Raw genomic sequence first — 24755 nt, 5'->3', positions numbered from 1 at the left:
AGCGCCGCGCCGGAGGCGCGGCGCGGGTCGCTTCGGGCACAGCCCGAAGCGAAACACCTCCTAGCCAGCGGCCTGCCGGTTATTCCTTGAATGCCACCTGCACCACCGGATCGCCCGGCAGCCCCTCATAACTGACACTGACGCCGCCCTTGCCTGCTTGCGGCGGGAACAGCGGACCGAAGGAACCGACGGAAATCAGGTCGCCTGCCTTGAACTCCACCCCTTTGGAGCGCAGCCACAGGGCGGCATTGACCGGGTTGCCGAGCACCGCGCGGCCCGGCGCCTGCACCAGCACGCCGCCCGCCGCGTCGCGCATGGTGACGGACATCTCCGCCAGCATCCGGGCCATCGCTGCCGGGTCTTCCACCGGCACCGGGGCGCCAAGGACGCCCAGCCGCGTGCCGGCACCCATGGCGGTGATCGTCTCAGCCGTGAAGGGCTGATCCCTGGCGAGCGTCAGGTCGGGCAGTTCGATGAAGGGGCGGATGGCGGAGATATGGGCAAGGGCTTCCTCAGGCGTGGTGGCGCTGTTGATCCCTGCATCCGCGACCACCAGCACCAGATCGGCCTCCACCATCGGGGCGGCGCCCCAGGGCGCGTCGAGGGTGGCGCCATCTTCCAGCATCATGTTTTGAAACAGCAGGCCCCGCACGGGCTCAGTTGCGCCGAAACGCTCCTGCGCGGGTTTGCTGGTGAGGCCCGCCTTGTGGCCGATGACCGGACCCATGTGCGGTTCCAGCGCGGCGGCGAGTTTGGCCTGGGAACACAGCGCGTCCTCCATGCTGCCGCCGGGCGACAGCGCCTGCGCCGGGGTCTTGGCCAGGTAGCTGTCCACGAAGGCGGCGATTTCCGCGTCAGTGGCGCAGGCGGCCATGGCGGCAGGGGACGCGAGGGCGAGAGTGCAGGCTGCGAGGAAAGGTTTCAGCATGGAAAGGCCTCGATCAAGACGGGGATCAGTCGATCCGCAGGTTAACCCGGTCGGAGCGCCCCGCGCCATCGACAATTACCAGGGATGAAAAGCCGGGACCGGGGCTGGGCAGGGAGAACTCGCGGCGGCGCTGGCCGGACAGCACCGGCTGGCCGTTCGCCAGCACCAGGAAGGGCGCGGTGCCGCCGCGGAGTTTGAGCGTGAGGTCCGCTCCCTCCAGCGCCAGCCGGGCGCCGTCGGGCGGGAAGATCAGTTCCGGCGCGTCTGCCAGATCAGAGAAGGCCGCGTCGCGGGGCCGGAAGCGCTGCAGCGGCTGGGGCAGCTCGGCAGAGCTGACGATCAGCGTGGCGGGCGGCGGCGGCGGCAGCGGGTCGAGCGCGGGCTTCAGGCGGCCGAAGGCCTCGAACAGCACCGGCGCGGCGAGGTCGCCGCCGAAGATGCCCGGCACCGGGGTGCCGTCGGCGCGGCCCATCCAGACGCCGACCGCGTGGCGCCCGTCCCAGCCGATCGCCCAGGCATCGCGGTGGCCGTAGGAGGTGCCGGTCTTATAGGCGATGGTCCCGGCCCGCGCGCCAGCGGGCACCGGCAGGCCGCGCAGGATGTCTGCCACCTGCCAGGCGGCCTCGGGCGAGGTGAGGCGGCCTGCGGGTGCGGGCAATTCGCCTTGCACCACGCGCAGGCGCGGACCCTGCCCGCCTGCCGCCAGCCCGGCGTAAAGCTGCACCATGTCCTGCAGGCTGATGCCCAGGCCGCCAAGCGCCAGCGCCAGCCCCGGCGCGCCGCCGGGCAGTTCCGGACTGGCCCCGCTGGCGCGCAAAGATGCCAGTACGCGGGCCGGCCCAAGCTCCTGCGTCAGTTTCACCACGGGGATGTTCAGCGACAGTTGCAGCGCCTCGCGCACGATTATGTCGCCGCGGAAATCGCCGTCGAAATTCTGCGGCGCGTAGCCTGCGAAATTGACCGGGCCGTCGTGGATCAGGGTTTCCGGGTGCGCCAGCCCCTGGTCGAAGGCGAGGCCGTAGATCAGCGGTTTCAGGGTGGAGCCGGGGGAGCGGATGGCCTGGGTCATGTCGACAAAGCCGCGGCGGGCGGCGTCGGAATAGCCGGGGGAGCCAGCCATCGCCAGCACCTCACCCGTCTGGTGGTCGGCGGCGATGAGGGCGGCAGAGAGGCGCGGGCTGCTGCGGACGGCCTCTGCCAGCAGGGCCTCCATCCGCGATTGCACCGCACCGTCGAGGGTCAGTTGCAGCTTCCGTTTGCCGGGGTGCCGGGCTGCCACCCGGTCCGCCAGATGCGGGGCGCGGCGCGGGAAGGCGGCCATGCGGTGCGGCAGCGGGGTGCGGCGGGCGGCCCCGGCCTGTTCTTCGCTCAGGAGGCCTTGGCGTTCCATGCGCTCCAGCACCCGGTCGCGGGCCGCGCTGGCGGCCTCGGGGAAGCGGTCGGGGCGGCGGCGTTCTGGCGATTGCGGCAGGGCGACCAGCAGCGCGGCCTCCGCCGGGGTGAGGCGCTTCGGCTCCTTGCCGAACCAGCTGTAGGCGGCTGCGCGGATGCCCTCTGCCGCGCCGCCGTAGGGGGCGTGGGTCAGGTAGAGGGTGAGGATCTGATCCTTGCTGAGGCGGCGTTCCAGCGCCAGCGCCACCCGCATCTGGCGCAGCTTGCCGGACCAGCGGCCGGTGGTGCCGTCCTCCAGCAGGCGCGCGACCTGCATGGTGAGGGTGGAGCCGCCGGAGACTGTTCTGCCGTTCCACAGCGCCTGCCCTGCGGCGCGCAGGAGGGCGACGGGGTCGATGCCGGCATGGGAGCGGAAGCGCTTGTCCTCGTAGCGCAGGAGCATGTTCAGGAAGCGCGGGTCGACATCGGCGGGCTGCACGGCGAGGCGCCAGAGGCCGGTGCCGACCGGGAAGGCGCGCAAGAGCTTGCCGTTGCGGTCGAGGACCTCGGTGGAGGTTTCCGCGAGGGTGAGGGGGAGGTCAGTCCGGTCGATCCAGCTGTCGAAGGAGCGGCAGGCGGTGAACGTCACCGCAGCGGCAATGGCCAGGATTGCTGCGCGCCGTTTCCACCTCCCGCCCGGCGGCACCGCCGGGCAGCGCCCGCCCCTCCCCGCGGGAGGGTGCTTCGCACCCTCCCGGGCGCGGGCGCTGCCCTTTGCTTTGGTCAGCCAGCGTTTCACTTCACGACCACGCGGCCCGTGCCAGTCCTCGCACGGTAGGCGGGGCGGTACATGTCCTCGACCGAGGCCGCCGGGTGGTGGAACGTGCCCGGCGTCACCGCGCGGACCACATAGGCCAGCGTCACCGGCGCGGCATCGCGCACATTCACCGCCGCCAGGAAGCGGTCGCTGCGGAACTCGGCGTGTTCGGCCTCTGCCGGGTTCAGCCAGTCGAGATCGCGCAGATCGCCGGAGCGCAGCAGGTTGGGGTTGTCGATCTCAAACCCCGCGGGCAGCGGATCGTTGATCATCAGCCTCGCACCGGTCTCCTCATGCGGCATCACCCGCAGGACCGCCACGAACCGCGCGCCTGTCTGCACGGACTGCGCGTCCAGCGGCTGGCCCTCCAGCGTGTAGTAGCTGCGTTCGATGGTGTAGCCGAAGCCGCCCGCGGCGGGCGGGACCTCTGGCACGCCAAGGGTGGTGAGGGTGATGTCCGCGGTGCGGCCATTGGCGGCGGTCAGGGCAAGTTCCGGCATGTCCTGCCCGTCTGCGGCCTGCACAAACGGGCCTTTGACGGGCTGGCCGTTGACCAGCAGACCGGACTCCTCGGGCCGCTGGGTCAGCGCATGGGCGGCCATCAGGGTCCAGGCGGCCTCCTGCGTGGAGCGCTGGCCGCTGGCGTTCGAGATCCGCGCCGACAGGCGGGTCCGGTCCACCGCCTCCGATCCGGCCTCCGCCGCCAGCGCCAGAACGCCCGCGGTGTCGCGCAAGGCGGTGCCGAAGTCCGCACGCCAGAGGCGGGCTTCGCCCTGCCCCTCGGAACCGGTCATTTGGGCGGCGCGGGCAAACATCCGGTCGGCGCGGCGCTGGTCGCCATAGGCCGCGAGCGCGGCGCCCAGCTGGGCGGCGGCAAGGGGCGTGGCAAAGGCGTCGCCCTTCACATCCGCATAGTAGCGCAAATCGCCCATCTGGGCGGCGCCTTCGCGCGCCAGCACCAGGAGGGCATAGGCGATCTCCTCGCCGCCCGTGTCGAAATCGGCGGCGTAGCTGATGCGGTTGCGCAGGTTGTCCATCGCCTGCGCGAAGGCCTGCTGCGGCACCTCATAGCCTTGCGCGCGGGCGCGGCTGAGGAAGTCGGTGGCATAGGCGTCCAGCCAGAACTCGCCGCTGTCGGCGCGCCACATCCCGAAGGCGCCCGAAGGGGCCTGGCGGGTCAGCACCTGGCGGATGGCGGCATTGATGCGCGCGTCCACCGCCGGGCCGTTCCCCAGCCCTGCCGCCTGCGCCACGCTGCTGAGGTAGAGCAGCGGCAAGGCCTTCGACGTCACCTGCTCGGTGCAGCCGTAGGGGTACTGGTCCAGTTCCGCCAGAAGGCCCGGCACGTCGAACTTGGCAAGCGGGCCGGAGGAGATGGTGGCGCGGGCGGTGCCTGGGCGCAGGCCCGCGAAGACGTCCTTGCTGAACAGGAAGGTGTCGCCTGCTGCAAGAGTGAAGCGGCGGGTTTCCGACGTCACCGGATCGTTGGCGCGGACCGGCATTCGCAGGTCCTGCCGCAGCTCCTGCCCGTCGGGCGTGGTGAGAGCGAGGGTCAGCGCGTGGTCGCCCGCTGTTTGCGCCGTGACCGGCAGATCCAGCACGGTCTTGCCCTGCTCCTGCAAGGTGACGGCGGCGGGCAGGCTGCCGAGCGTCAGGCCGCCTGCGGTGGTTGCGGTCAGCTTCATCGCACCAGCCGGGCCATCGGCGTGGACGATTTCTATGCGGGCGCGGCTTTGATCGCCCGGCGCCAGGAAACGCGGCAGGGCGGCGGTGACCACCACCGGGTCGCGCACCAGCATGTCGGCCTCGGCCTGGCCCACGGCCTTGCCCGACCAGGCAACTGCCATCAGCCGCAGGGTGCCGTTGAAGGCGGGCAGCGTCAGGGGGAATTCAACCTCGCCATTCGCGTCCACTTGCAGCGGCCCGGAGAACAGCGCCACCAGGTCCTGCGTTGGCGGCGGCGATTGCATCTTCATGCCGCCGTCCGCATCGCCGCCGGAGCGGATGCGGCCCAAAGCGCCGTTGCCGGGGTCGATGAGGCGGCCATAGACGTCGCGCAGCTCCATCCCCAGACGGCGCTGGCCGAAGTAATGCGCGCTGGGATCGGGGCTTTGGAACCCTGTCAGATTGAGGATGCCGAGATCGACGGCGGCGGCGGTCAGCCAGACCTCCTCGCCCTCCGCCGCGCCGGTCACGCGGATTTTGGCCGCTTGCGTGCCGCGCGGGCGGGCGACATCGGGGACGTCAATCGCGACCTGCAGCTGCTGGCCGGGCTGGGTGACGCCGGCGTGGGCCAGGCCCAGAGCGCGCAGCGGGGTGCGGCCGCGGCTGCCTGCCACCGGCTGGATCACCGTGGCGGTCACATAGGCGCCGCTGCCCCAGTCCTGCGTGACCTCCAGCGGGATCACGGTTTCGCCTGCCGGAACCTCAACCGACATGCGGTGGATCAGGCGATTTGAGACCACCGAGACCAGCGCGGTGCCCGCGGCCTGCGGCACGATGCGCAGGCGGGCGGTATCGCCGGGGGTGTAGCTTTCGCTGTCCAGCGACAGCTCCAGCCGGGCGGGGGTCTCGGTGCTGCCCTCGGGCGCGTACCAGCCGGCGTAGAAGTCGTAGGCCGCCGAGGCATATGCGCCGTCGAGGCGCTCCACCACCAGTTCATACCGGCCCCAGTCGACGGGCTGCGACAGCGGCAGCGGATCGCTGCCCAGCTGCGCCTCGCCGGTGGCGATGCGGGTGCGGCGTGTCACGGGCTCCCAGTTCCAGTTGCCGTAAAGCTGATACCACTGATAGCGCGTCTCGACCCGGTTCAGGGTCCATTTCACACGCATCGGCATCGGAGTCAGGTCCGGCGACAGGGCAATGAGTTCAAAGCCTGCTTCACTGCCTTCTGCCGCGGCCTCGTCAAATTGCGGCTTGATGCCGAGGACCGGGCCAGCGGGGCGGACGGGCAGCTCCAGCGTGCGCTCCACCGGGCGGGCGGAGCCGTCAGCGACGCGGGTGGTGAGGGTCGCCAGCAGCGGCTTGCCCTCTGCCGGGGGGACGGCTGGCAGGCTGACGGTGAAGGCCGCGGCGCCGTCAGGGCCGGTTTCCTGGCCGCCGAAATGTTCGGTCTGGGCCGAGGACGCCTCGTCATAGCGGCCAAAACGGAAACCCGGCCACTGATCCAGCGTATCGGCGGCGGTGAGGCGGACGCTGCCCTCCACCTTCAGGCCCGCGCCCGGCGCGCCGAACAGGTAGTCGGCTTGCAGCGCGATCTGAGCTGTGCCGCCGGGCTGGAGGCTTTCTGCATTCGTTACCTGCTGTTCGAAATCTATCCGTTCGGGCAGGAAATCCTCGACCAGGATCTGCCGGCTGGCGAGCGCGGGGGCCTTGAGGTCGCTCTTGATTTCGATCCGCCAGGTGCCGCGCGGGGCGGCGGGGCCGGTCGGCAGCGCAAAGACGTGGCCGCCCTGATGGCCTGCGGCGGAGGTCTGGCGGGTGTATTCCACCCCGTCGGGGCGCAGGAGAATCGCAGTCAGCGGCAGGCCGCCGATGGCTTTCGCCTGGCTGTCGCGGGCCAGCGCGGTCACATGCACGGTTTCGCCCGCGCGGAAGGCGCCGCGGGTGGTGGCGAGGAAGACATCCACCGGCCCCGGCGCGGGGCGGCCGGCCACGCCGCGGTCGGACAGGTCAAAGGCGGCATCGTTCAGGGGCAGGAAGGTGAAATCCCCCTCCCCCGCGCGCGCGGTGATCAGCGCGGGCGCCGCCCCTCCGGTGCCGCGGGTGAGGCCAGGGGCGAAATGCACATAGCCGCTGGCGTCGCTGGCTTCGGTTGCCAGAACCTCGTTGGCGGAGGAGATCAGGCTGACCTCGGCGCCGGCTTGCGGCTTGGCATCCGCCAGGCCCTGCACCTGCACATGCAACCCGTCGCTGCCGGACATCGCGGACAGGCCCAGCGAGGTCAGCACGAACCACTGGGTGGCGCCGGCGTCCTCATAGGGATCGGCACCCGGCACCCGGGCGGTGAGGGCGTAGAGACCGGGCTTTTGCCCTGCCAAGGCCTCATCCAGCGGCAGGCGGCTGGTCATCGCCTGGTTGAGCGCGGTGTCCACTTCGGCGCTGCCGGTCCAGATTTCCTCGGCAATACTGGACGCGAAGTGTTCATCCTCCCACTGGGAAAGCGGCTTGGCGAAATAGCCTTCCTGCAGGGTGCGCAGCACGTTGCGGCTGCTGACCCGGCGCAGGCGCAGGTCGAGATCGGTCAGGTTCACGGTTTCCACCGGCAGCGCCGCCGCGCCGCCCGCGGGCAGCACATAGGCGCGGCCCGGGAAGCGGACCCGCGGGGCGCGGTCGCGCACGTAATGGGTCAGCTCCACATCCTTGTAGAGCTGTTCGCCGCTGGCCGCGGGCAGGCCGCGGCGCAGGGTCAGGCGGTAGCGCTTGCCGTGCTCCGCCCCGTCGAGGCACAGCTGGCGGCCCTCGACAGTGACGGCCAGGCTGCCCTCCGGCAGACGGACATAGTTTTCATAATCGGTGCCCGCCTGTTCCAGATCCTCCGAAAACTCGGCGCAGATGCGCGGCGCGGCGCTGTCGCTTTCGGCGGTGCTGGCCAGAACGCGGAAGCCGTATTTGCCAATCGCATCCTCCAGCCGGGCGGCGCGGGCCTCATCCGGGGCGATGTCCTGCGCCAGCCGCAGCAGCGGCAGCATGGCGCGGCCCCTGCCCTGCACCTCCTGCGCCTGGGCGGCGGCTGCCAGCGCCTGGGCCTGCGCCGCCGGGTCCGCGGCACGCAGATAGCCGTTCAGCGCAGCATGATAGGCCTGCGCGCGGTAGCGGGTCTGCTGGCTGCGGTTGCCGCTGTCCTTGGCGGCGCGCAGCAGATACGCGGAAAATTGCGTCCAGTCCGCGGCCGCGTCTTCCAGCACCACCGCCTGCGCCATCCAGCGCAAGGCCGCCGGGGAATCACCGTCCCGCAGCAGGCTGCGGGCGGCGGCGCGGGCCTGTGCCGGGGTATTTGCGGCCAGCGGATATTCCAGCCCCAGAATGCGCGCGAAGGCAGCGGCGTCCTGCAGCTCCTGCGCGGGCAGGAAATCCAGCCGCGCCGCACGCGCCGCGGCGGCGGCGGCCAGACCCGGGACGGCGGGCTGTTTCACGGCTGAGAGGGCACCTGCGTAGGGGCTGGACTGCGTCAGCGCCGATTTGGGGAAACAGGCATTGGCGCGCTGGTTGAACACAAAGCCTGCGCAATCCGCCTGCGCGGAGCAGGCGCGGGCGCAGGACTGCACATCGGTGCCGTAGAGCGGCTGCAGGTCGGAGCCGAAGAAATCCGTATCCGCATACGAGCGGTAACGGTAATCAGGCACCTCCGGCCCGGCCCAGGCCGAAGGTAAAAATGCAATAAAAGCAATAAAATATAATAAGGCAGAAGCAAACAGACGCGGCATGGCACCCTCCAAAACTGGCGACAGGCTGGCACGGGCTTAACGTCATAGCAAGATTCCTCCGCGTAACACATGAGAGGCAGCCCTGCGGCCGCCCGTGCGGGATTTTGCCGCGCGCAGTTTGTGTTGATGCATTGCCGGAGTGTGCAGGGATGAGCCTTGCCGACAAATTATCGGAAGAAAGGCGGGCCCGGCTGGCCGCCGAGCGGCTGCTTGAGCTGAAACAGGCGGAGCTGTCTGCCGCCAACCGCAAGCTGGGCCGCCACGCGCTGGCACTGACCAAGCAGATCGGCCAGACCCAGGCCGAAGTCGCCACCGTGCGCGACGAAAACGCCAAGGTGAAATCCGATCTCCACACCGCCAACGAGAAAATCGAAACCGCGGAGCGGCGCCTGTGGCATTCGATCCAGGCATTTCAGGACGGGTTTGCGTTTTTTGATGCGGACAGCAACCTGATCGGTGCCAACACTGCCTATATCAACATCTTCGACGGGCTGGAGGAGGTGGCGCCCGGCATCTCCTACATGCGCATCCTGCAGCTTCTGACCGACGAGGGGCTGATCAACACAGGCGGCATGGCCCCCAATGCCTGGCGGGCGATGATGAACGAACGCTGGCTATCCCCCGCGCCGGAACCGGTGGTGGTCCAGCTTTGGGATGAGCGGTACCTGCGGCTGATCGATCAACGCGGCCACGACGGCGACATGGTGACGCTGGCGCTCGATATCACCTCGACCGTGCGCTACGAAGAAGAGCTGCGCGCCGCCCGCGCCCGCGCCGAAGCTGCAAACCGCGCAAAATCCGCCTTCCTCGCCAATATGAGCCATGAGATCCGCACGCCGATGAACGGGGTGGTCGGCATGGCGGAACTGCTGTGCGACACCGAGCTGGACGAGGAACAGCGGCTGTATGCCAGCACCATCAAGAACTCGGGCGAGGCGCTGCTGGTCATCATCAACGACGTGCTCGACTACTCCAAGATCGAAGCCGACAAGCTGGAGCTGCATCCCGAACCCTTCGATCTGGAGCGCTGCCTGCATGAGGTGGTGATGCTGCTGCAGCCCACCGCCCGGGACAAGGGGATTGCCCTGCTGGTCGACTACGACCTGTTCCTGCCGACCCGCTTTACCGGCGATCCGGGCCGGATCCGGCAGGTGCTGACCAATCTGGCCGGCAATGCGGTGAAGTTCACCAAGGAGGGGCATGTGACGCTGCGGGTGACCGGCATCACCTCTCCCGACGACAAGCAATGCGCGGTGCATGTCAATATCGAAGACACCGGCATCGGCATCCCGCAGGAGAAGATCAGCCACATCTTCGGCGAGTTCAACCAGGTCGAGGACGAGCGCAACCGCCAGTTCGAAGGCACCGGCCTGGGGCTGGCGATCTCCAAGCGGCTGATCGAGATGATGGGCGGCGAGATCTGGGTCGACAGCGAGGAGGGCAAGGGCTCCTGCTTTGGCTTCCGCCTGCCGCTGCCAGTGGAAGCCGGCCCCGAGGCGGCGGTTCAGGCGCTGCCCAGCACCCTGCGCCACGTGCTGCTGGTGGATGACCTGCCGCTGAACTGCGAAATCCTGCAGAAGCATTTGCTGATGCTGGGCATCCAGGTCACCACCGCCGGCACCGCCGCGGCCGCGCTGGCGGCGATGCAGAACGGGATCGACCTGGTCATCAGCGGCCACAACCTGCCAGTGCTGGACGGTGTGCAGCTGGCCCGGGATCTCAAGTCCGGGCCGTGGAGCGGGGTGCCGATGCTGCTGCTGAACTCCAGCCCGCAGGCTGCCAATGATCCGGAAATCCGCCAGTTGGTGAACGGCGTGCTGCAAAACCCGGTGCCGCGCGGCGAGCTGTTCCGCCAACTGTCGGAGCTGGCGGGGTCCGGCAGGCCCGCTGCGGTGCAGGCGGTCCCTGTTGCGGCGCCGGAGCCTGCCGCCGCCATTCCGCTGGCCGCGCCGCCGGAGCGGCCGGAGCCCTACCCGCCGCCCCTGCCGCCGGCCGCTTCCGAAGCCCGGCGGATGCGGGTGCTGGCGGCTGAGGACAACAAGACCAACCAGCTGGTGTTCCGCAAGATGGTGAAGGAGCTGGACATCGACCTGAAGTTCGCCGGCAACGGCCTGGAGGCGGTCGACGCCTATACAAGCTTTGAGCCGGATCTGATCTTCATGGATATCTCCATGCCCAAGATGGACGGCAAGGAAGCCACCGCGGAGATCCGCAAGATCGAGGCCGGAACCGGACGCCACGTGCCGGTAGTAGCGCTGACGGCGCATGCCATGGCGGGCGATTCCGAGGGGATTCTGGCGGCCGGGCTGGATCATTACCTGACCAAGCCGCTGCGCAAGGCGCTGATCCACGAAAAGATCCGCGATTTCGCCCCGGCCGGCACAAGGCCGCTGGACCCCGGCAGCCCGCCCGCCCTCTCCGCAGCCGGAGCCTGACCCGCGCCGGGGACGGGTCTGCACCGGGTTGCGCGGGCACTGGCGGCGCCTGCGCCGGGCCGCCCGCGGCTGGGATAACCGCCCCGCAGAAGCCGCGGCAGTGCCGCGCCCTGAACTGGCCGCCCGGACCGGCCGGCCCGGCTGAGGCCAGTCAGAGGGAGACCGCACAGGCGGTGGCCAGATGTGCTGAGGCCAGTCAGGCTTGGGGCAGTCAGGCGGAAGCCGCTCAGGCGGAGGCGGCTCAGGCGGAGGCGGCGCTCAGCCCGGGCTGCTGCCTGCGCCCGGCAGAGGTGAAGCCGCCAGGCTCTCCCGCGCCCGCGGGCGCACCGGCTGCGCCGGCACGCCCTCTGTGCGGCCTTGGGCCCGGCAGCGCGCGTGCCGCGCCCAACCGGGACGGTGCATTCTATTTGAATGTGCCGGAACGGGCGGGAGCTGCTCCCTTTTACATCAAGTTCAGGTCAAGCCTTGCGCAGAAAGACAGGCTTGTCCGGCTCTGACATCTGCGGCTGGTAGGCGTAGCCGCCGGCATCGAAGTCCTTGAGGCTCTCTGCCTCCGCCAGACGGTGCTGGATGATGAACCGTGTCATCGCGCCGCGGGCGCGCTTGGCGTAGAAGCTCACCACTTTGGGGGTGCCGTTCTTGTCTTCCATGAAAACCGGCGTGACCACCCGCAGCTTCAGCGCCGCCAGATCCACCGCGCCGAAATATTCCTGGCTGGCGCAGTTCACCAGCACCTTCGCGCCCACCGCGTCTGCCTGTTCATTCAGTGCTTGCGCAATCCGGCTGCCCCAGAAGTCATAGAGGTTCTTGCCGCGCGGGTTCTTCAGGCGCGAGCCCATTTCCAGCCGGTAGGGCTGCATCGCATCCAACGGCCGCAGCACGCCGTAAAGACCGGAGAGGATGCGGAAATGCTCCTGCGCCCAGGCCATTTCCTCAGGCTCCAGCGAGGCGGCCTCAAGCCCCTGGTAGGTGTCGCCGGCAAAGGCCAGCGCCGCCGGGCGGGTGGCGACTGTCTTGGGGTCGGCGGCAAACTCCTGGAACCGTGCATAATTCAGCTTGGCCAGATCCTCGCTGATGTGCATCAGCTTCATCAGGTCCGCCACCGATTGCCCGCGGGCCACCTCAGCCAGCGCCACGGCATCGTCGTGCAGCGCAGGCCAGGTCATCTCCTGATCCCGTTCCGCCCAGTCCAGCTTCTTGGCCGGAGAGGTCACTACCAGCATATCTGCCCCCAATTTTTCATAGCCCGGTTTCTTGGCGCGACCCTAGCCCGCGCCGCGCAGGACGTCCAGAAACGCCGCCGCGAAACGTTCGGCGCGGCGCTCCCCCAGCAGCCTGGTGACGCCGCTCTCGTCCTCCGGGCGCAACTGCGCCACTTTGGCCAAGAGCGACGCAGAACAGGTGAGCGGTTTCAGCGTGCCGCATTCGCCGCGCGCTAGCTGCGCCTGGGCCTCCAGCAGCGAATCGTAGACCGAACCGGACTCGCGCCCCGCCAGCTTGCGCCGCGCGGGGTGCAGCTGCTCTGCCGCGCCGGTGATCACGCTCAGGAAATCATCGCCATAGCGTTCCAGCTTCTTGGCGCCGACGCCGTTGATGCGGGCCATCTGGTCCAGCGTTTCCGGGCGTATCTCGGCCATCTCGATCAGGGTGCGGTCGGGGAAGATCACATAGGCCGGCACTTTCTGCGCCTCGGCCAGCGCGCGGCGCTTGGCCTTCAGGGCAGACAGCAGCGGCGCGTCCTCCTCGGAGACCAGCGCCTTCACCGCCGGGCGGCGGTCTGCGGATGTGATGGTGTCGCGGCGCAGCTCAATGGATTGCTCGCCGCGCAGGATCGGCAGCGCGGCTTCGGTAAAGCGCAGGGCGCCGTGGCGTTCGGGGTCGGGGCGCAAGAGGTCGTGGCCCATCATCTGCCGGAACACCGCCTGCCACTGGCGCTTGCCGAACTCCTTGCCGCAGCCATAGACCGACAGCTCGTCATGGCGCTTGGCGCGGATACGCTCGTTGTCGGCGCCCAGCAGGATGTCGATCAGATGGCCGGAGCCGAACCATTCCTCTGTCCTGAGCACCGCTGACAGCGCCTTGCGCACCACGGTGGTGCCGTCGAACACATCCGCCGGCGTGTCGCAGAGGTCGCAGTTGCCGCAGGGCGCTGCCTCCTCGCCGAAATAGCCCAGCAGTTTCTGGCGGCGGCAGTGCAGCGCCTCGGCCAGGCCAAGGAGAGCGTTCAGGCGGGCGTGGTCGGCGGCGCGGCGTTCGGGCGGGGCGAGGCCCTCGTCGATCTGCGAGCGGCGCAGGCGGATGTCGTCGGGACCGAACAGGGTGAGGGTTTCCGCAGGCGCGCCGTCGCGCCCTGCCCGGCCGATTTCCTGGTAATAGGCCTCGATGGATTTCGGCAGGTCGGCGTGGGCGACCCAGCGGATGTCGGGCTTGTCGATCCCCATGCCGAAGGCGACGGTGGCGACCACGATCAGGCCGTCCTCGCGCGCAAAGCGGGTTTCGACGATGCGGCGGTCCTCGGGATCCATGCCGCCGTGGTAGAAGCAGGCGCTGTGGCCTGCGTCGCGCAGGGCGGCGGACAGCGCTTCGGTCTTGGCGCGGGTGCCGCAGTAGACGATGCCGGATTGCCCTTTGCGGGCAGCGGCGAAGTCCAGGATCTGGCGGCGCGGGCTGTCCTTGGCGGCGAAGGCCAGGTGGATGTTGGGCCGGTCGAAGCCGCGCAGGAAGCTGCGGGGGGCCTCGCCGTCGAACAGTTTCTGAACGATCTCTTCCTGGGTTTCCTGGTCCGCGGTCGCGGTAAACGCCGCCAGCGGCACGCCCAGGGCGCGGCGGAGTTCGCCGATGCGCAGGTAGTCGGGGCGGAAGTCGTGGCCCCATTGGCTGACGCAATGGGCCTCGTCCACCGCGATCAGGCTGACGCCGATACGGCGCAGCATCCCCATTGCGGCACCGGAGGCGAGGCGTTCGGGCGCCATGTAGAGGAGTTTCAGCCGTCCGGCCTCAATCGCCTGCCAGACCATTTCGGTCTCTTCATCGGTATTGCCGGAGGTGAGCGCGCCTGCGGTGACGCCCGCCTCCTGCAGGGCGCGGACCTGGTCGCGCATCAGCGCGATCAGGGGGGAGATCACCACGGTGATGCCGTCGCGCAGCAGCGCGGGCAGCTGGTAGCACAGCGACTTGCCGCCGCCGGTGGGCATGATCGCCAGCACGTTCTCCCCGGCGGTCACGGCGTCGACGATCTCCTCCTGCCCCGGGCGGAAGGCGTCAAAGCCGAAAATTTCGCGCAGAATGGGAGTCGCGCCGGTCAGGGCGGTCATTTCCGTCATGGGGGCGGAGGGCCTCGTGGTCAGTGCTGCTCTTGCTTGGCAGGCACAATCCCACAGGAGGCATGGGGCGGCAAGGGGTAGAGGGGGAGCCGAAGCTGCCAATCAGGTTCCGCCCGGCCGTGAAGCCGGGCAGCGCCCGTCCGTCCGCATGGACGGACTCAGCCCTCGCACAGGAAATTCAAGTCAGTAGAACGCCGCCATGTTGTTCATCAGGATGATGCGCAGCGCGTAGACCGCGACCAGCACCACCAGCGGCGCCAGGTCGAGCCCGCCCATGTTCGGGATCACCCGGCGCACCGGGGCGTAAAGCGGTTCCAGGATCCGGTTCAGCCCGTACCAGATCTGCGCCACCAACTGCTGGTGCAGGTTCAGCACCTGGAAGTTGATCAGCCAGCTCATGATCACATGGGCAATGATGAAGAACCAGACGATGTCTAGGATCAGCATCAGGATTTGGAACAGCGAGACCATCTGTATTTCCCTTTTTCGAACAGCCACACAGGTAAGCAGCCGGCAGGAAATACGCAAGGCTTCCGCGAGGTTGCGGTTGACGCGCTGTAAACGGGTGGCATCACGGGCACATGCGAAACAGGAGCGCCGTGCGATGTACCCGATATTCCGCCTGATCAAGGATACCGTTCTGGCCAGCCGGATGGAGCGGCTGCCGATCACCGGCCTGCATGTGTCCAGCCACATCTGCTGGCCCTGGGATCTGGACATGTGGATGGAGCTGAACAACGGCCGCACCATGACCCTGTACGATCTGGGCCGCACCATGCTGGCGCAGCGCGCCGGGCTGATCCGCTGCCTGCGCGAGCACCGCTGGGGGCTGACGGTGGCCGGGTCCTCGGTGCGCTACCGCCGCCGCATCCGCGGCTTCGAGAAGTTCGAGATGCGCAGCCGCACCGCGGGCTGGGATGATAAATTCATCTATGTCGAGCAATCCATGTGGAAGAAAAACGGCGACTGCGCCAGCCATGTGATGCTGCGCACCGCTGTGACGGACAAGAACGGCATTGTGCCGCCCGCCAAGGTGCTGGCGGCGCTGGGGCAGACTGCGGAACCCTCGCCCGAGCTGCCGGACTGGATCAAGGACTGGTGCCAGGCGGATGCGGGCCGGCCCTGGCCGCCGATGCAGGACGGGCTTGCCTAGGCCCCTGGCGGCCTGTCATACCTGAAGGCAACTATAAAAAGAGGCCGGGTATGCAGCAGGTGTCCACGCGCAAGCGGATCTGGGGGTGGTGGTTCTTCGATTGGGCCAGCCAGCCGTACCAGACACTGCTGGTCACCTTTATCTTCAGCCCGTTCTTTGCCGCCGTGGCCGCCGAGCACTTCATGGGGCTGGGCCTGGACGGCGAGGCCGCCAAGGCGCAGGCGCAAACCGTGTGGTCGATGTGCCTGACCGTGACCGGGCTGATCATCGGCTTCGGGGCGCCGTTCCTGGGCGCGCTGGCGGACATCACCGGGCGGCGCCTGCCCTGGATCATGGTGTTTTCGCTGATGTATCTGATCGGTGCCTGGGGCCTGTGGTACATGGACCCGGCGGGCAGCAACCTGTGGTGGATGCTGATCAGCTTCGGCTTCGGCTTCATCGGCGCCGAATTTGCCCTGATCTTTGTCAACGCCCAGCTGCCGACGCTGGCCAGCCGCGAGGATGTCGGCGCCATTTCCGGCTCGGGCTTTGCCTTTGGCTACCTCGGCGGGGTGATTGCGCTGTTCATCATGCTGCTTCTGTTCGTCGAGCAGGGCAGCGGCAAGACCCTGATCGGCCTCAGCCCGGCCCTGGGCCTGGATGCCGGGGCCAAGGAAGGCACCCGCGCCGTTGGACCCTTCACCGCGATCTGGTTTGCCGTCTTCATGATCCCCTATTTCCTGTGGGTGAAGGACCGCGGCGCGACCGGGCGCAAGGCGACGCCGGGCAAGGCCTGGCAGATGGTGGTCAAGCTGGTTTCCGGCCTGCGCCGGCGGCTGAGCCTGGCGAGCTACCTTGGCTCCTCGATGCTGTACCGCGATGCGCTGAACGGGCTGTACGGCTTTGGCGGCGTCTACGCCAAGCTGGTGCTGGGCTGGGAGATCACCCAGATCGGCCTGTTCGGGATCGTCGCCGCCCTTGCCGCCACCCTGTTCAGCTGGCTGGGCGGCAAGGCGGACCGGCAGTTCGGGCCGAAGCCGGTGATCATCGCCGCGATCCTGGTGCTGTCGCTGGTCTGCCTGATCATCGTCAGCATGTCACGCACCCAGGTCTTCGGCATCGCGCTGGCAGAAGGCTCCACCCTGCCGGACGCGGTGTTTTTCGGCTGCGGCGTGCTGATCGGCGGCTTCGGCGGCATCCTGCAGGCCGCCAGCCGCAGCCTGATGGTGCGCCACACCAGCCCCAGCGACGCGACCGAAAGCTTTGGCCTTTATGGCCTGTCTGGACGGGCCACAGCGTTTCTAGCCCCCGCGCTGATCGGCCTGGCGACCACGCTGACCGGCAGCGCCCGGCTGGGGATCACCCCCGTCATCGGGCTGTTTCTGATCGGACTGATACTGTTATTCTGGGTTCATGGAGAAGGAGATCAGGGTTGAGACTGTTATTTGCCACTTGTTTAGCGATTGCTGGTTTACTCAGTCCGGCAAGCGCACAGACCCCCGCCAAGGCCCTGTTCGGGGCCAAGCCGGTCGCCTCCCCGCACCGTCCGGCCCCCTTCGGCTCTTACGCCAAGGGCTGTGTTGCCGGCGCCGAGCAGCTGCCGGAAACCGGCCCCACCTGGCAGGCCATGCGGCTGAGCCGCAACCGCAACTGGGGGCACCCGGCGGCGATTGATTTCGTCAAGGACCTGAGCCGCGTGGCGGCGAAGCAGCGCGGCTGGAAGGGGCTTTATATCGGCGACATCAGCCAGCCGCGCGGCGGGCCGATGCTGTCGGGCCACAGCAGCCACCAGATCGGCCTGGACATCGACATCTGGATGCGCCCGCCGGACCGGCTGGATCTCAGCCGCAACGCGCGCGAGAACATCTCCTCGATCTCGATGCGACGGGCCAATGGCGCCTATGTGAACAGCAGCTGGACGCGGGCGCATCACGAGATCCTGAAGGCGGCCGCACAGGACAAGCGGGTGGCGCGGATCTTTGTGTTCCCCGGCGCCAAGGTGCAGATGTGCAACGACGAGAAGGGAGACCGCCGCTGGCTGCGCAAGATCCGGCCCTGGTGGGGGCACCATTACCATTTCCACGTGCGGCTGAACTGCCCCCGCGGCGCGCGCGGCTGTGTCGATCAGGCGGCCCCGCCCAAGGGGGACGGCTGCGCCGATGCGCAGCAGTGGGTCAGCAACATCCTGAACCCGCAGCCGGCGAAACCGGTTGACCGCAACGCGCCAAAGCCTAAACCTCGGCGGGACTACACCCTTTCGGACCTGCCCCAGCAATGCGCCGCCGTTCTGCACTCAAACTGATCCTTGCGTTTGCCGCTGCCGCCGGGCTGGCGGCGGCGGCTTTTGCGGCCAGCCGCCCGGCCGCAGCCGTGACCGCCAAGGCGCAGTATCTGGGCAGCTACACCTGGACGCTGAAACAGCCCTGGTTCGGCGGCTTCTCCGCGCTGAAGATCAGCGCGGGCGGCCGCGAAATGACGGTGCTCAGCGACCGGGCCACGCTGGTGACAACCAGCATCCAGCGCAAGCAGGGGCAGATCTCCGGCGTGACCGCCCGCACCGCGCATGGGCTGCGCGCCTCCACCGGCAAGATGCTGAGCGGCTTTGCCGGCGACAGCGAGGGCCTGGCCATCGCGCCGGACGGCAGCCGTTACATCTCCTTTGAAGGCGCCGCGCGGGTCGCCCGCTACCGCCGCCCCGAGGGCCGCGCCAAGGTGCTGCCGCGGCCTGCGGCGTTCCGCAAGCTGCCGGTGAATAAGTCGCTGGAGACGCTGGCGATCGATGCCCACGGCGATCTCTACACGCTGCCGGAACAGGCCTTTGACCAGAACGGGCAGATCCCGGTCTGGCGCTGGAACGGCCGCCGCTGGTCGCGCCCCTTCAGCCTGCCGCCCTCAGGCGGCTTCCTGCCGGTGGATGCCGATTTCGGGCCTGACGGGCGCTTTTACCTGCTGGAGCGGGACCTGACCTTTCTGGGCTTCCGCAGCCGCCTGCGCCGCTGGGACATGACCGCTGCCGGGCCGGTGAACGAGACGGTCCTGCTGCAGACCGGCCCCGGCACCCACGACAATCTTGAGGGCCTGTCGGTCTGGACCGACGACACCGGGCGGCTGCGCGCCACCATGGTGTCCGACGACAATTTCCTGCCGCTGCAGCGCACGGAACTGGTGGAATACGCCCTGCCCCTCTGATCCGCGCCCGGCCCAACCGCGGGCGTCAGCCCCTGCCCGCACCCGGAAGGCTTGCACCGCAGGCCGGAGCATTTTAAACGGGCCGGTCTTTTGCTGCCGCGGACACCCTTTCCGCGCCCCGAAACAAACGGATCCGATCCATGACCCGCTCGCATATCCCCGGCATTCTTGCCATGGCCGCCGTGGTGGTGGCCTCCAACATACTGGTGCAATTCCTGTTCGGCCAGTGGCTGACCTGGGGCGCCTTCACCTACCCGGCCGCCTTTCTTGTCACCGATGTGATGAACCGGGTCTACGGCGCCGCCGCCGCGCGCAAGGTCGTGGCTGCCGGCTTTGTCGCCGGGGTGATCTGCTCGCTCATCGGCACCCGGATCATGCTGCAGGGCGATGGCTTCACCTATCCGGCGGTGACCCTGCGCATCGCGCTTGGCTCCGGTCTTGCCTTCCTTACGGCGCAGATGCTGGATGTGGCCGTGTTCTCCGCCCTGCGCGAGGGCAAATGGTGGCGCGCGCCGCTGGCCTCCACCCTGATCGGCTCCTCCGTCGACACTGCGATTTTCTTCACCCTGGCGTTTTCGGCGGCGCTCAGCTGGCTGGAGCCGGCCAACGACGTATCCTGGGCCGCAGAGGTTCTGCCGCTGCTGGGCATTGGCCCCGAAACCCCCTTGTGGGTCTCGCTGGCCGTGGCCGATTGGCTGGTGAAACTGTCGCTGGCCGTGATCGCCCTTGTGCCCTTCCGCATCATCGTGCGTAAGCTTACCGCAAAGACCACATGATTTTGTTTTGACATTAACCGAATCTGTGGCAGGCTGGACCTACACGAAACATTAGAAAGGAGGTGCCCATTGTCTAGAGAAGCTATGGAGAGCAGTACCGGAACAGTTCAGAAGGAGTGCGGCCGAGGCAGCCCTTGGCGCGTATAGATCACTGAATTGGTGCTGACCTAACCGGTGCACCTCCTATCATCTCGAAGGGCTGTTCCCAAGTGTGGGAACAGCCCTTTCGATTTTCCGGTGGCTATTTCATAAAGAGCCATGATCCGCATCAACGACCAAATCAGCCTGCAGGACTGGGAAATGACCGAGAGCTTCATCCGCGCCTCGGGCCCGGGCGGGCAGAATGTGAACAAGGTGGCGACCGCCGTGGAACTCCGGTTCGAGGCTGAACGCTCGCCTTCGCTGACGCCTGCGGTCAAATCGCGGCTGAAGCGGCTGGCCGGCCGCCGCTGGACCAAGGACGGCGCCATCATCCTGCAATGCGACGAGACCCGCTCGCAGCAAAGGAACCGCGAGATCGTGCGTGAGCGTCTGGCGGAGCTGGTGCGCCAGGCGCTGGTAGCGCCGAAGCGGCGGATTGCCACCAAACCCACCCGCGGCTCCGTCAGGCGGCGGCTGGACGCCAAGAAGCAGCGCGGCGAATTGAAAGCGACGCGCGGTAAAATCGACCCGGATTGACATGGGATTGCGTCCGCCGCCCGCTCCCCGCATTCTGGCGCCAAACAGTGCGGGAGGGAGACCATGCGGCTGGACGGAAAGACCGCCATTGTGACCGGCGGCGCCTCGGGCTTTGGCGCAGGCATCGTGCGCAAGTTCCTGGCGGAAGGCGCACGGGTGATGATCGCCGACATCAACGGCGCCGCGGCAGAAGCGATGGCGGCGGAACTGGGCGGCGATGCGATAGCGCAGGCGGCGGATGTCTCGGACGGCGCCTCGGTCACTGCGATGGCGGAGGCGGCGCTGGCGGCCTTCGGGCATCTCGACATCCTGGTGAACAATGCCGGCGTCACCCATCTGCCCGCGCCGCTGGAGGAGATCCGCGAGGACGACTTTGACCGGGTGATGGGCGTCAACATGAAATCGGTCTACCTGACCGCCCGCGCCCTGGTGCCGCATATGAAGGCTAACAAGCGCGGCGCGATCCTGAACGTGGCCTCCACCGCCGGCGTCTCGCCGCGCCCCAACCTCAACTGGTACAATGCCTCCAAGGGCTGGATGATCACCGCCACCAAGACCATGGCGGTGGAGCTGGCGCCGCATGGCGTGAGGGTGAACGCGATCAACCCGGTTGCCGGGGAAACGCCGCTGCTGAAATCCTTCATGGGCGAGGACACCCCGGAAATGCGCGCCAAGTTCCTGTCCACCATCCCGATCGGCCGCTTCTCAACGCCGGAGGACATGGGCAACGCGGCCTGTTTCCTGTGCTCGGACGAGGCCAGCATGATCACCGGCGTCGCAATGGAAGTGGACGGCGGGCGCTGCATCTAGCGTTCCGGCTTTCATCTTTCCGCAAAATACTCCCGCCGGAGGCAGCGCGCGCCAGCGCGCTCCCTTGACGAAAAGGACTGCTTTCCATGCTCCCCGGCCCCAGAAACCTGATCACCGATGTGCCCGGCATCCTTGTTGGAAACGCTCAGGACACGGCGCTGAAATCCGGCACCACGGTGCTGACCGCGGACGCGCCCTTCACCGCCTCGGTCCACGTGATGGGCGGCGCGCCGGGCACGCGGGAGACGGATCTGCTGGCGCCGGACAAATCGGTCGCCAGGATCGACGCGCTGGTGCTGTCGGGCGGCTCTGCCTTCGGGCTGGACGCCTGTTCCGGCGTGATGGACGCGCTGCACGGCCAGGGCCGCGGTTTTCCGGTCGGGTCCGCGCGGGTGCCGCTGGTGCCGGGCGCGATCCTGTTTGATCTGCTGAACGGCGGGGAAAAGGCGTGGCACGAAAACCCTTACCGCGCCCTGGGCCGGGCGGCGTTTGAGGCGGCGGCGGAGGATTTCGAACTGGGCACAGCCGGCGCCGGCACCGGCGCGCTGACGGCGATGCTAAAGGGCGGACTGGGGTCTGCCTCGCTGGTGCTGGAGAGCGGCGTCACGGTGGGCGCGCTGGTGGCGGCCAATCCGCTGGGCGCTGTCACGACGCCGGGGGAGCGGCATTTCTGGGCTGCCCCGTTCGAGATCGGCGATGAATTCGGCGGCATCGGACCGGACCGGGCCGCCGGGCTGGGCCGCAGCCTGCGCAGCCGCAAGATCGAGGCGATCCAGACCCTGGGCGGCGCGCCGCTGCCGCCGGAGCGCGCCAATACCACCATTGCCATTGTCGCCACCGACGCGGCGCTGAGCAAGGCGCAGTGCCAGCGGCTGGCCGCCGCTGCCCATGACGGCATCGGCCGCGCCATCGTGCCGGCCCATGCCCCCGGCGACGGCGATCTGGTGTTTGCCGCCAGCACCGGCGCGCGGGTGCTGGCGGACCTGGATGCAGAACTCGGCACTGTCTGCCATGCCGCCGCCCTGTGCCTCAGCCGGGCCATCGCCCGCGCGGTCTTTCACGCGCGCCCGGCACCCGGAGACCTGCTGCCCTGCTGGTCAGCGCCTTGAATTGCCGCAGTTTCCTGCCGGAACTTTGATGCGCGTCAAACTGCCGGTTGACACTGCGGTCTATTGGATCATGAGTCACACGTGCCAACTCATAACCGGAGCAAGCAATATGAAACCTCTCGTCACTGCCGCCATTTTCGGCCTCCTCGCCGCCCCTGCCTTTGCCGAAGGCGACCCCGAAGCTGGCGAAAAGGGGTTCAACAAGTGCAAGTCCTGCCACATGGTCGTCTCCGATGACGGCGACGTGATCGTCAAGGGCGGCAAGACCGGCCCCAACCTGTGGGGCGTTGCCGGCCGCGCCGCGGCCAGCATGGAAGACTTCAAATACAGCGATGACCTGACCGCCGCAGGCGAAGCGGGCCTGGTCTGGGATGAAGAGAAATTCGTCGCCTTCACCACCGACCCCAAGAAGTTCCTGCAGGATGAAACCGGCAACTCCAAAGCCAAGTCGAAAATGTCCTTCCGCCTGAAAAAGGGCGGCGAAGACATCTATGCCTTCCTGGCCAGCCACGGCCCGGCCGCGGCAGAGGGTGCCGAAACTGAGGAAAGCGCGGAAGCGGCCACCGAATAACGCCCGTATTTCCAGCAAGCACTGCATTAAAGCCGCGGCATTTTCGCCGCGGCTTTTCGCGTAATTGCTTTCGCAACCCGCAGGCGTTAGCGGTAAGAGTCAGGCCACTGCATTTGCGGCAGGCCGGCCAGGGAACCACGTCACGGACACAGCATGAGCCACATGATCCCCGCCTGGGTGAACGGCGATTTGACACCTGTTGACAAGCTCGCCGCGCATGAACGCGGGCTGAAGCACAAGGCGGTTTCCGTCTTTGTGGTGAAAGGCGTGGAAATCCTGATGCAGCGCCGGGCGATGGGCAAATACCACACGCCGGGCCTGTGGGCGAACACCTGCTGCACCCATCCGATGTGGGAGGAGCTGCCCTCGGCCTGCGCGGTGCGGCGGATGCAGGAGGAGCTGGGGATCACCGGTCTTTATCCGGAGTTCCGCCACCATCTGGAATACCGCGCCGATGTCGGCAACGGGCTGGTGGAGCATGAAGCGGTGGATGTGTTCCTGGCCCACGCCCACCGGCCGCTGAAGGTCACCCCGAACCCGGATGAGGTGATGGAGACCCGGTGGGTCGACTATCACGACCTGCTGGCGGAGGTGAGCCGCCATCCTGAACGCTTCACCCCCTGGCTGAAGATCTACCTGCACAATTATGCCGACGTGATCTTTGGCCCCGACCTGATCATCGCCGGACGGCGCTGACCTCTATCCGCCTTTGCCCGCTTGCCCTGCTGCCTGCGCCGTGGTTATCTGCCCGCGCCATTAGGGAGTATGCTTACCATGTCCATCCTCATCGCCGGCGGCGGCATTGCCGGGCTCACCCTGGGGCTGACCCTGCACCAGACCGGGGTGCCGTTCCGGATTTTCGAGGCGGCGCAGGAACTGAAGCCGATGGGGGTTGGCATCAACCTGCAGCCCAACGCGGTGCGCGAGCTGTTCGATCTGGGGCTGGAGGCGGAGCTGGACGCGATTGGCGTCAAAACCCGGCAGCTGGGATTTTACAGCAAGCTGGGCAAGACGATCTGGGAGGAGCCGCGCGGCACCGGCGCGGGCTATGCCTGGCCGCAGTATTCGGTGCACCGGGGGGCGTTGCAGATGATGCTCTGCCGCGCGCTGGCAGAGCGTGCCGGGGCGGATTGCATTGAAACCGGCGCGCGGGCGGCGGGGTTTGAGAACACGGGCGGCGGCGCGGCGCTGCTGCTGGCAGACGGGCGGCGGATCGAAGGCGGGCTGGTTGTGGGGGCGGATGGCATCCACTCTGCCCTGCGCGCGCAGATGGTGCCGGAGGAGGGCGCGCCGGTCTGGAACGGCCGCATCCTGTGGCGCGCCACCACCCGAGCGCCCGAATTCAAGGGCGGCGCTGCGATGGCAATGATCGGCCATGACCATCTGAGGCTGGTGGCCTATCCGATCTCGGCGCCGGACACGGACGGACGCGTCACGATGAACTGGATTGCGGAGAAGAGTTTCGACCCCTCCGCGCCCTGGCGGCGGGAGGACTGGAACCGGCCTGCGGACATTTCTGAATTCCTGCCGGATTTTGCGGGCTGGCAGTTCGACTGGATCGACGTCCCGGCCCTGATCCGCGGGGCAGAGGCGGTTTATGAATATCCGATGGTGGACCGCGATCCGCTGGCGCGCTGGACGCATGGCAACGTCACCCTGATGGGCGACGCGGCGCATCCGACCTATCCGGTAGGATCGAACGGCGCCAGCCAGGCGATTGTGGATGCGCGGGTGATCGGCGCCAAGCTGCTGGAGCACGGCATCAGCGCCGCCGCGCTTGAGGCCTATGAGGCGGACGTGCGCCCGGTGACCACGGCAGTGGGCCTGGCCAACCGCGCGGGCGGCGGGCCGGACGGGGTACTGCAACGGGTCGAGGACCTCTGCGGCGGAGACTTCGGGGACATCAGCGAAGTGATCCCGCAGGCGGAGCTGGCCGCCCATGCCGCCAAGTACAAATCCATTGCGGGCTTCTCCATCGGGGAACTGAATGCACGCCCTGCTACCATCCCGGCAGGTGCCCGCGTCAGTTAGGAAACGCCTGCGGCCGGCCGCGGGTCAAGGGCGGAGCAGCCGCCGTGCCGCAGGCACGGTTCACCCTTGAGGCGCGGAGGGACGCGCAGACCCTTCACCAGGCGCGTTTAAGGGCAGCCCTGCCCTTAAACCGCTTCCCGGCAAAACGGGAACGCCGCG

At 68.0% G+C, this 24755-nt stretch carries 18 protein-coding genes; 12 read left to right on the top strand and 6 right to left on the bottom strand.

What is annotated here, in order from left to right:
* Positions 1–79 precede the first annotated feature (79 nt).
* From DAEP_RS0116165 to DAEP_RS0116155, 3 genes are all read right to left on the bottom strand, one after another.
* Positions 80–928 (bottom strand): 2-keto-4-pentenoate hydratase, encoded by an 849-nt coding sequence (locus DAEP_RS0116165; RefSeq protein WP_027245379.1) that lies wholly within the window; start codon positions 926–928, stop codon positions 80–82.
* 25 nt (positions 929–953) lie between these two features.
* Positions 954–2948: a penicillin-binding protein 1C gene (gene pbpC, locus DAEP_RS0116160; protein WP_027245378.1), complete on the bottom strand. Its 1995-nt coding sequence runs from the start codon at positions 2946–2948 to the stop codon at positions 954–956.
* Between the two features lie 146 nt (positions 2949–3094).
* The gene (locus DAEP_RS0116155; RefSeq protein ID WP_027245377.1) at positions 3095–8542 is read right to left on the bottom strand and encodes an alpha-2-macroglobulin family protein; all 5448 of its coding nucleotides are present in this window, start codon (positions 8540–8542) and stop codon (positions 3095–3097) included.
* A 149-nt stretch (positions 8543–8691) separates the two neighbouring features.
* On the opposite strand from DAEP_RS0116155, the gene DAEP_RS0116150 reads away from it, so the two are divergent.
* The gene (locus DAEP_RS0116150; RefSeq protein ID WP_027245376.1) at positions 8692–10977 is read left to right on the top strand and encodes a response regulator; all 2286 of its coding nucleotides are present in this window, start codon (positions 8692–8694) and stop codon (positions 10975–10977) included.
* Positions 10978–11435: 458 nt separating this feature from the next.
* On the opposite strand, the gene yaaA is transcribed toward DAEP_RS0116150, so the two are convergent.
* The 3 genes from yaaA to DAEP_RS0116135 all read right to left on the bottom strand — a co-directional run bounded on the left by yaaA (position 11436) and on the right by DAEP_RS0116135 (position 14771).
* Positions 11436–12200, bottom strand: coding sequence for a peroxide stress protein YaaA (gene yaaA / locus DAEP_RS0116145; protein WP_027245375.1), 765 nt, complete (start codon positions 12198–12200; stop codon positions 11436–11438).
* A gap of 42 nt (positions 12201–12242) precedes the next feature.
* The gene (gene recQ, locus DAEP_RS0116140; RefSeq protein ID WP_027245374.1) at positions 12243–14300 is read right to left on the bottom strand and encodes a DNA helicase RecQ; all 2058 of its coding nucleotides are present in this window, start codon (positions 14298–14300) and stop codon (positions 12243–12245) included.
* Between the two features lie 183 nt (positions 14301–14483).
* Positions 14484–14771 carry a YggT family protein gene (locus DAEP_RS0116135; protein WP_008553493.1) on the bottom strand — a complete coding sequence of 96 codons (288 nt, stop codon included), beginning with the start codon at positions 14769–14771 and terminating at the stop codon, positions 14484–14486.
* A gap of 133 nt (positions 14772–14904) precedes the next feature.
* On the opposite strand from DAEP_RS0116135, the gene DAEP_RS0116130 reads away from it, so the two are divergent.
* From DAEP_RS0116130 to DAEP_RS0116080, 11 genes are all read left to right on the top strand, one after another.
* Positions 14905–15453 (top strand): acyl-CoA thioesterase, encoded by a 549-nt coding sequence (locus DAEP_RS0116130; RefSeq protein WP_008553231.1) that lies wholly within the window; start codon positions 14905–14907, stop codon positions 15451–15453.
* Between the two features lie 50 nt (positions 15454–15503).
* Positions 15504–16868, top strand: a complete 1365-nt coding sequence (locus DAEP_RS0116125; protein WP_027245373.1) for an MFS transporter — start codon at positions 15504–15506, stop codon at positions 16866–16868.
* Positions 16865–17734, top strand: a complete 870-nt coding sequence (mepA, locus tag DAEP_RS0116120) for a penicillin-insensitive murein endopeptidase (RefSeq protein ID WP_008556422.1) — start codon at positions 16865–16867, stop codon at positions 17732–17734. The genes DAEP_RS0116125 and mepA overlap by 4 nt, the downstream gene beginning before the upstream one ends.
* Complete coding sequence (locus tag DAEP_RS0116115; protein ID WP_027245371.1) at positions 17707–18621, top strand: esterase-like activity of phytase family protein; 915 nt, start codon at positions 17707–17709, stop codon at positions 18619–18621. The genes mepA and DAEP_RS0116115 overlap by 28 nt, the downstream gene beginning before the upstream one ends.
* A 140-nt stretch (positions 18622–18761) precedes the next feature.
* Complete coding sequence (locus tag DAEP_RS0116110; protein ID WP_008555822.1) at positions 18762–19397, top strand: queuosine precursor transporter; 636 nt, start codon at positions 18762–18764, stop codon at positions 19395–19397.
* A gap of 258 nt (positions 19398–19655) precedes the next feature.
* Positions 19656–20075 carry an alternative ribosome rescue aminoacyl-tRNA hydrolase ArfB gene (gene arfB / locus DAEP_RS0116105; RefSeq protein ID WP_008553743.1) on the top strand — a complete coding sequence of 140 codons (420 nt, stop codon included), beginning with the start codon at positions 19656–19658 and terminating at the stop codon, positions 20073–20075.
* A 63-nt stretch (positions 20076–20138) separates the two neighbouring features.
* Positions 20139–20885: an SDR family oxidoreductase gene (locus DAEP_RS0116100; RefSeq protein ID WP_027245370.1), complete on the top strand. Its 747-nt coding sequence runs from the start codon at positions 20139–20141 to the stop codon at positions 20883–20885.
* An 86-nt stretch (positions 20886–20971) separates the two neighbouring features.
* On the top strand, positions 20972–21994 hold the full coding sequence (locus DAEP_RS0116095) for a P1 family peptidase (RefSeq protein ID WP_027245369.1): 1023 nt from the start codon (positions 20972–20974) through the stop codon (positions 21992–21994).
* A 109-nt stretch (positions 21995–22103) separates the two neighbouring features.
* Entirely contained in the window at positions 22104–22565 is a 462-nt protein-coding gene (locus tag DAEP_RS0116090) for a c-type cytochrome (RefSeq protein WP_008553376.1), read from the top strand.
* 153 nt (positions 22566–22718) lie between these two features.
* Positions 22719–23261 carry an isopentenyl-diphosphate Delta-isomerase gene (idi, locus tag DAEP_RS0116085; RefSeq protein WP_008557266.1) on the top strand — a complete coding sequence of 181 codons (543 nt, stop codon included), beginning with the start codon at positions 22719–22721 and terminating at the stop codon, positions 23259–23261.
* A 78-nt stretch (positions 23262–23339) separates the two neighbouring features.
* Positions 23340–24596 carry a flavin-dependent oxidoreductase gene (locus DAEP_RS0116080; RefSeq protein ID WP_027245368.1) on the top strand — a complete coding sequence of 419 codons (1257 nt, stop codon included), beginning with the start codon at positions 23340–23342 and terminating at the stop codon, positions 24594–24596.
* Positions 24597–24755: the final 159 nt, after the last annotated feature.

It is taken from the genome of Leisingera daeponensis DSM 23529 (assembly GCF_000473145.1).
Taxonomy (GTDB): Bacteria; Pseudomonadota; Alphaproteobacteria; order Rhodobacterales; family Rhodobacteraceae; genus Leisingera; species Leisingera daeponensis.
The sequence above is the reverse complement of the archived record's forward strand: the minus strand, read 5'-3'. Positions and strand labels throughout refer to the sequence as shown.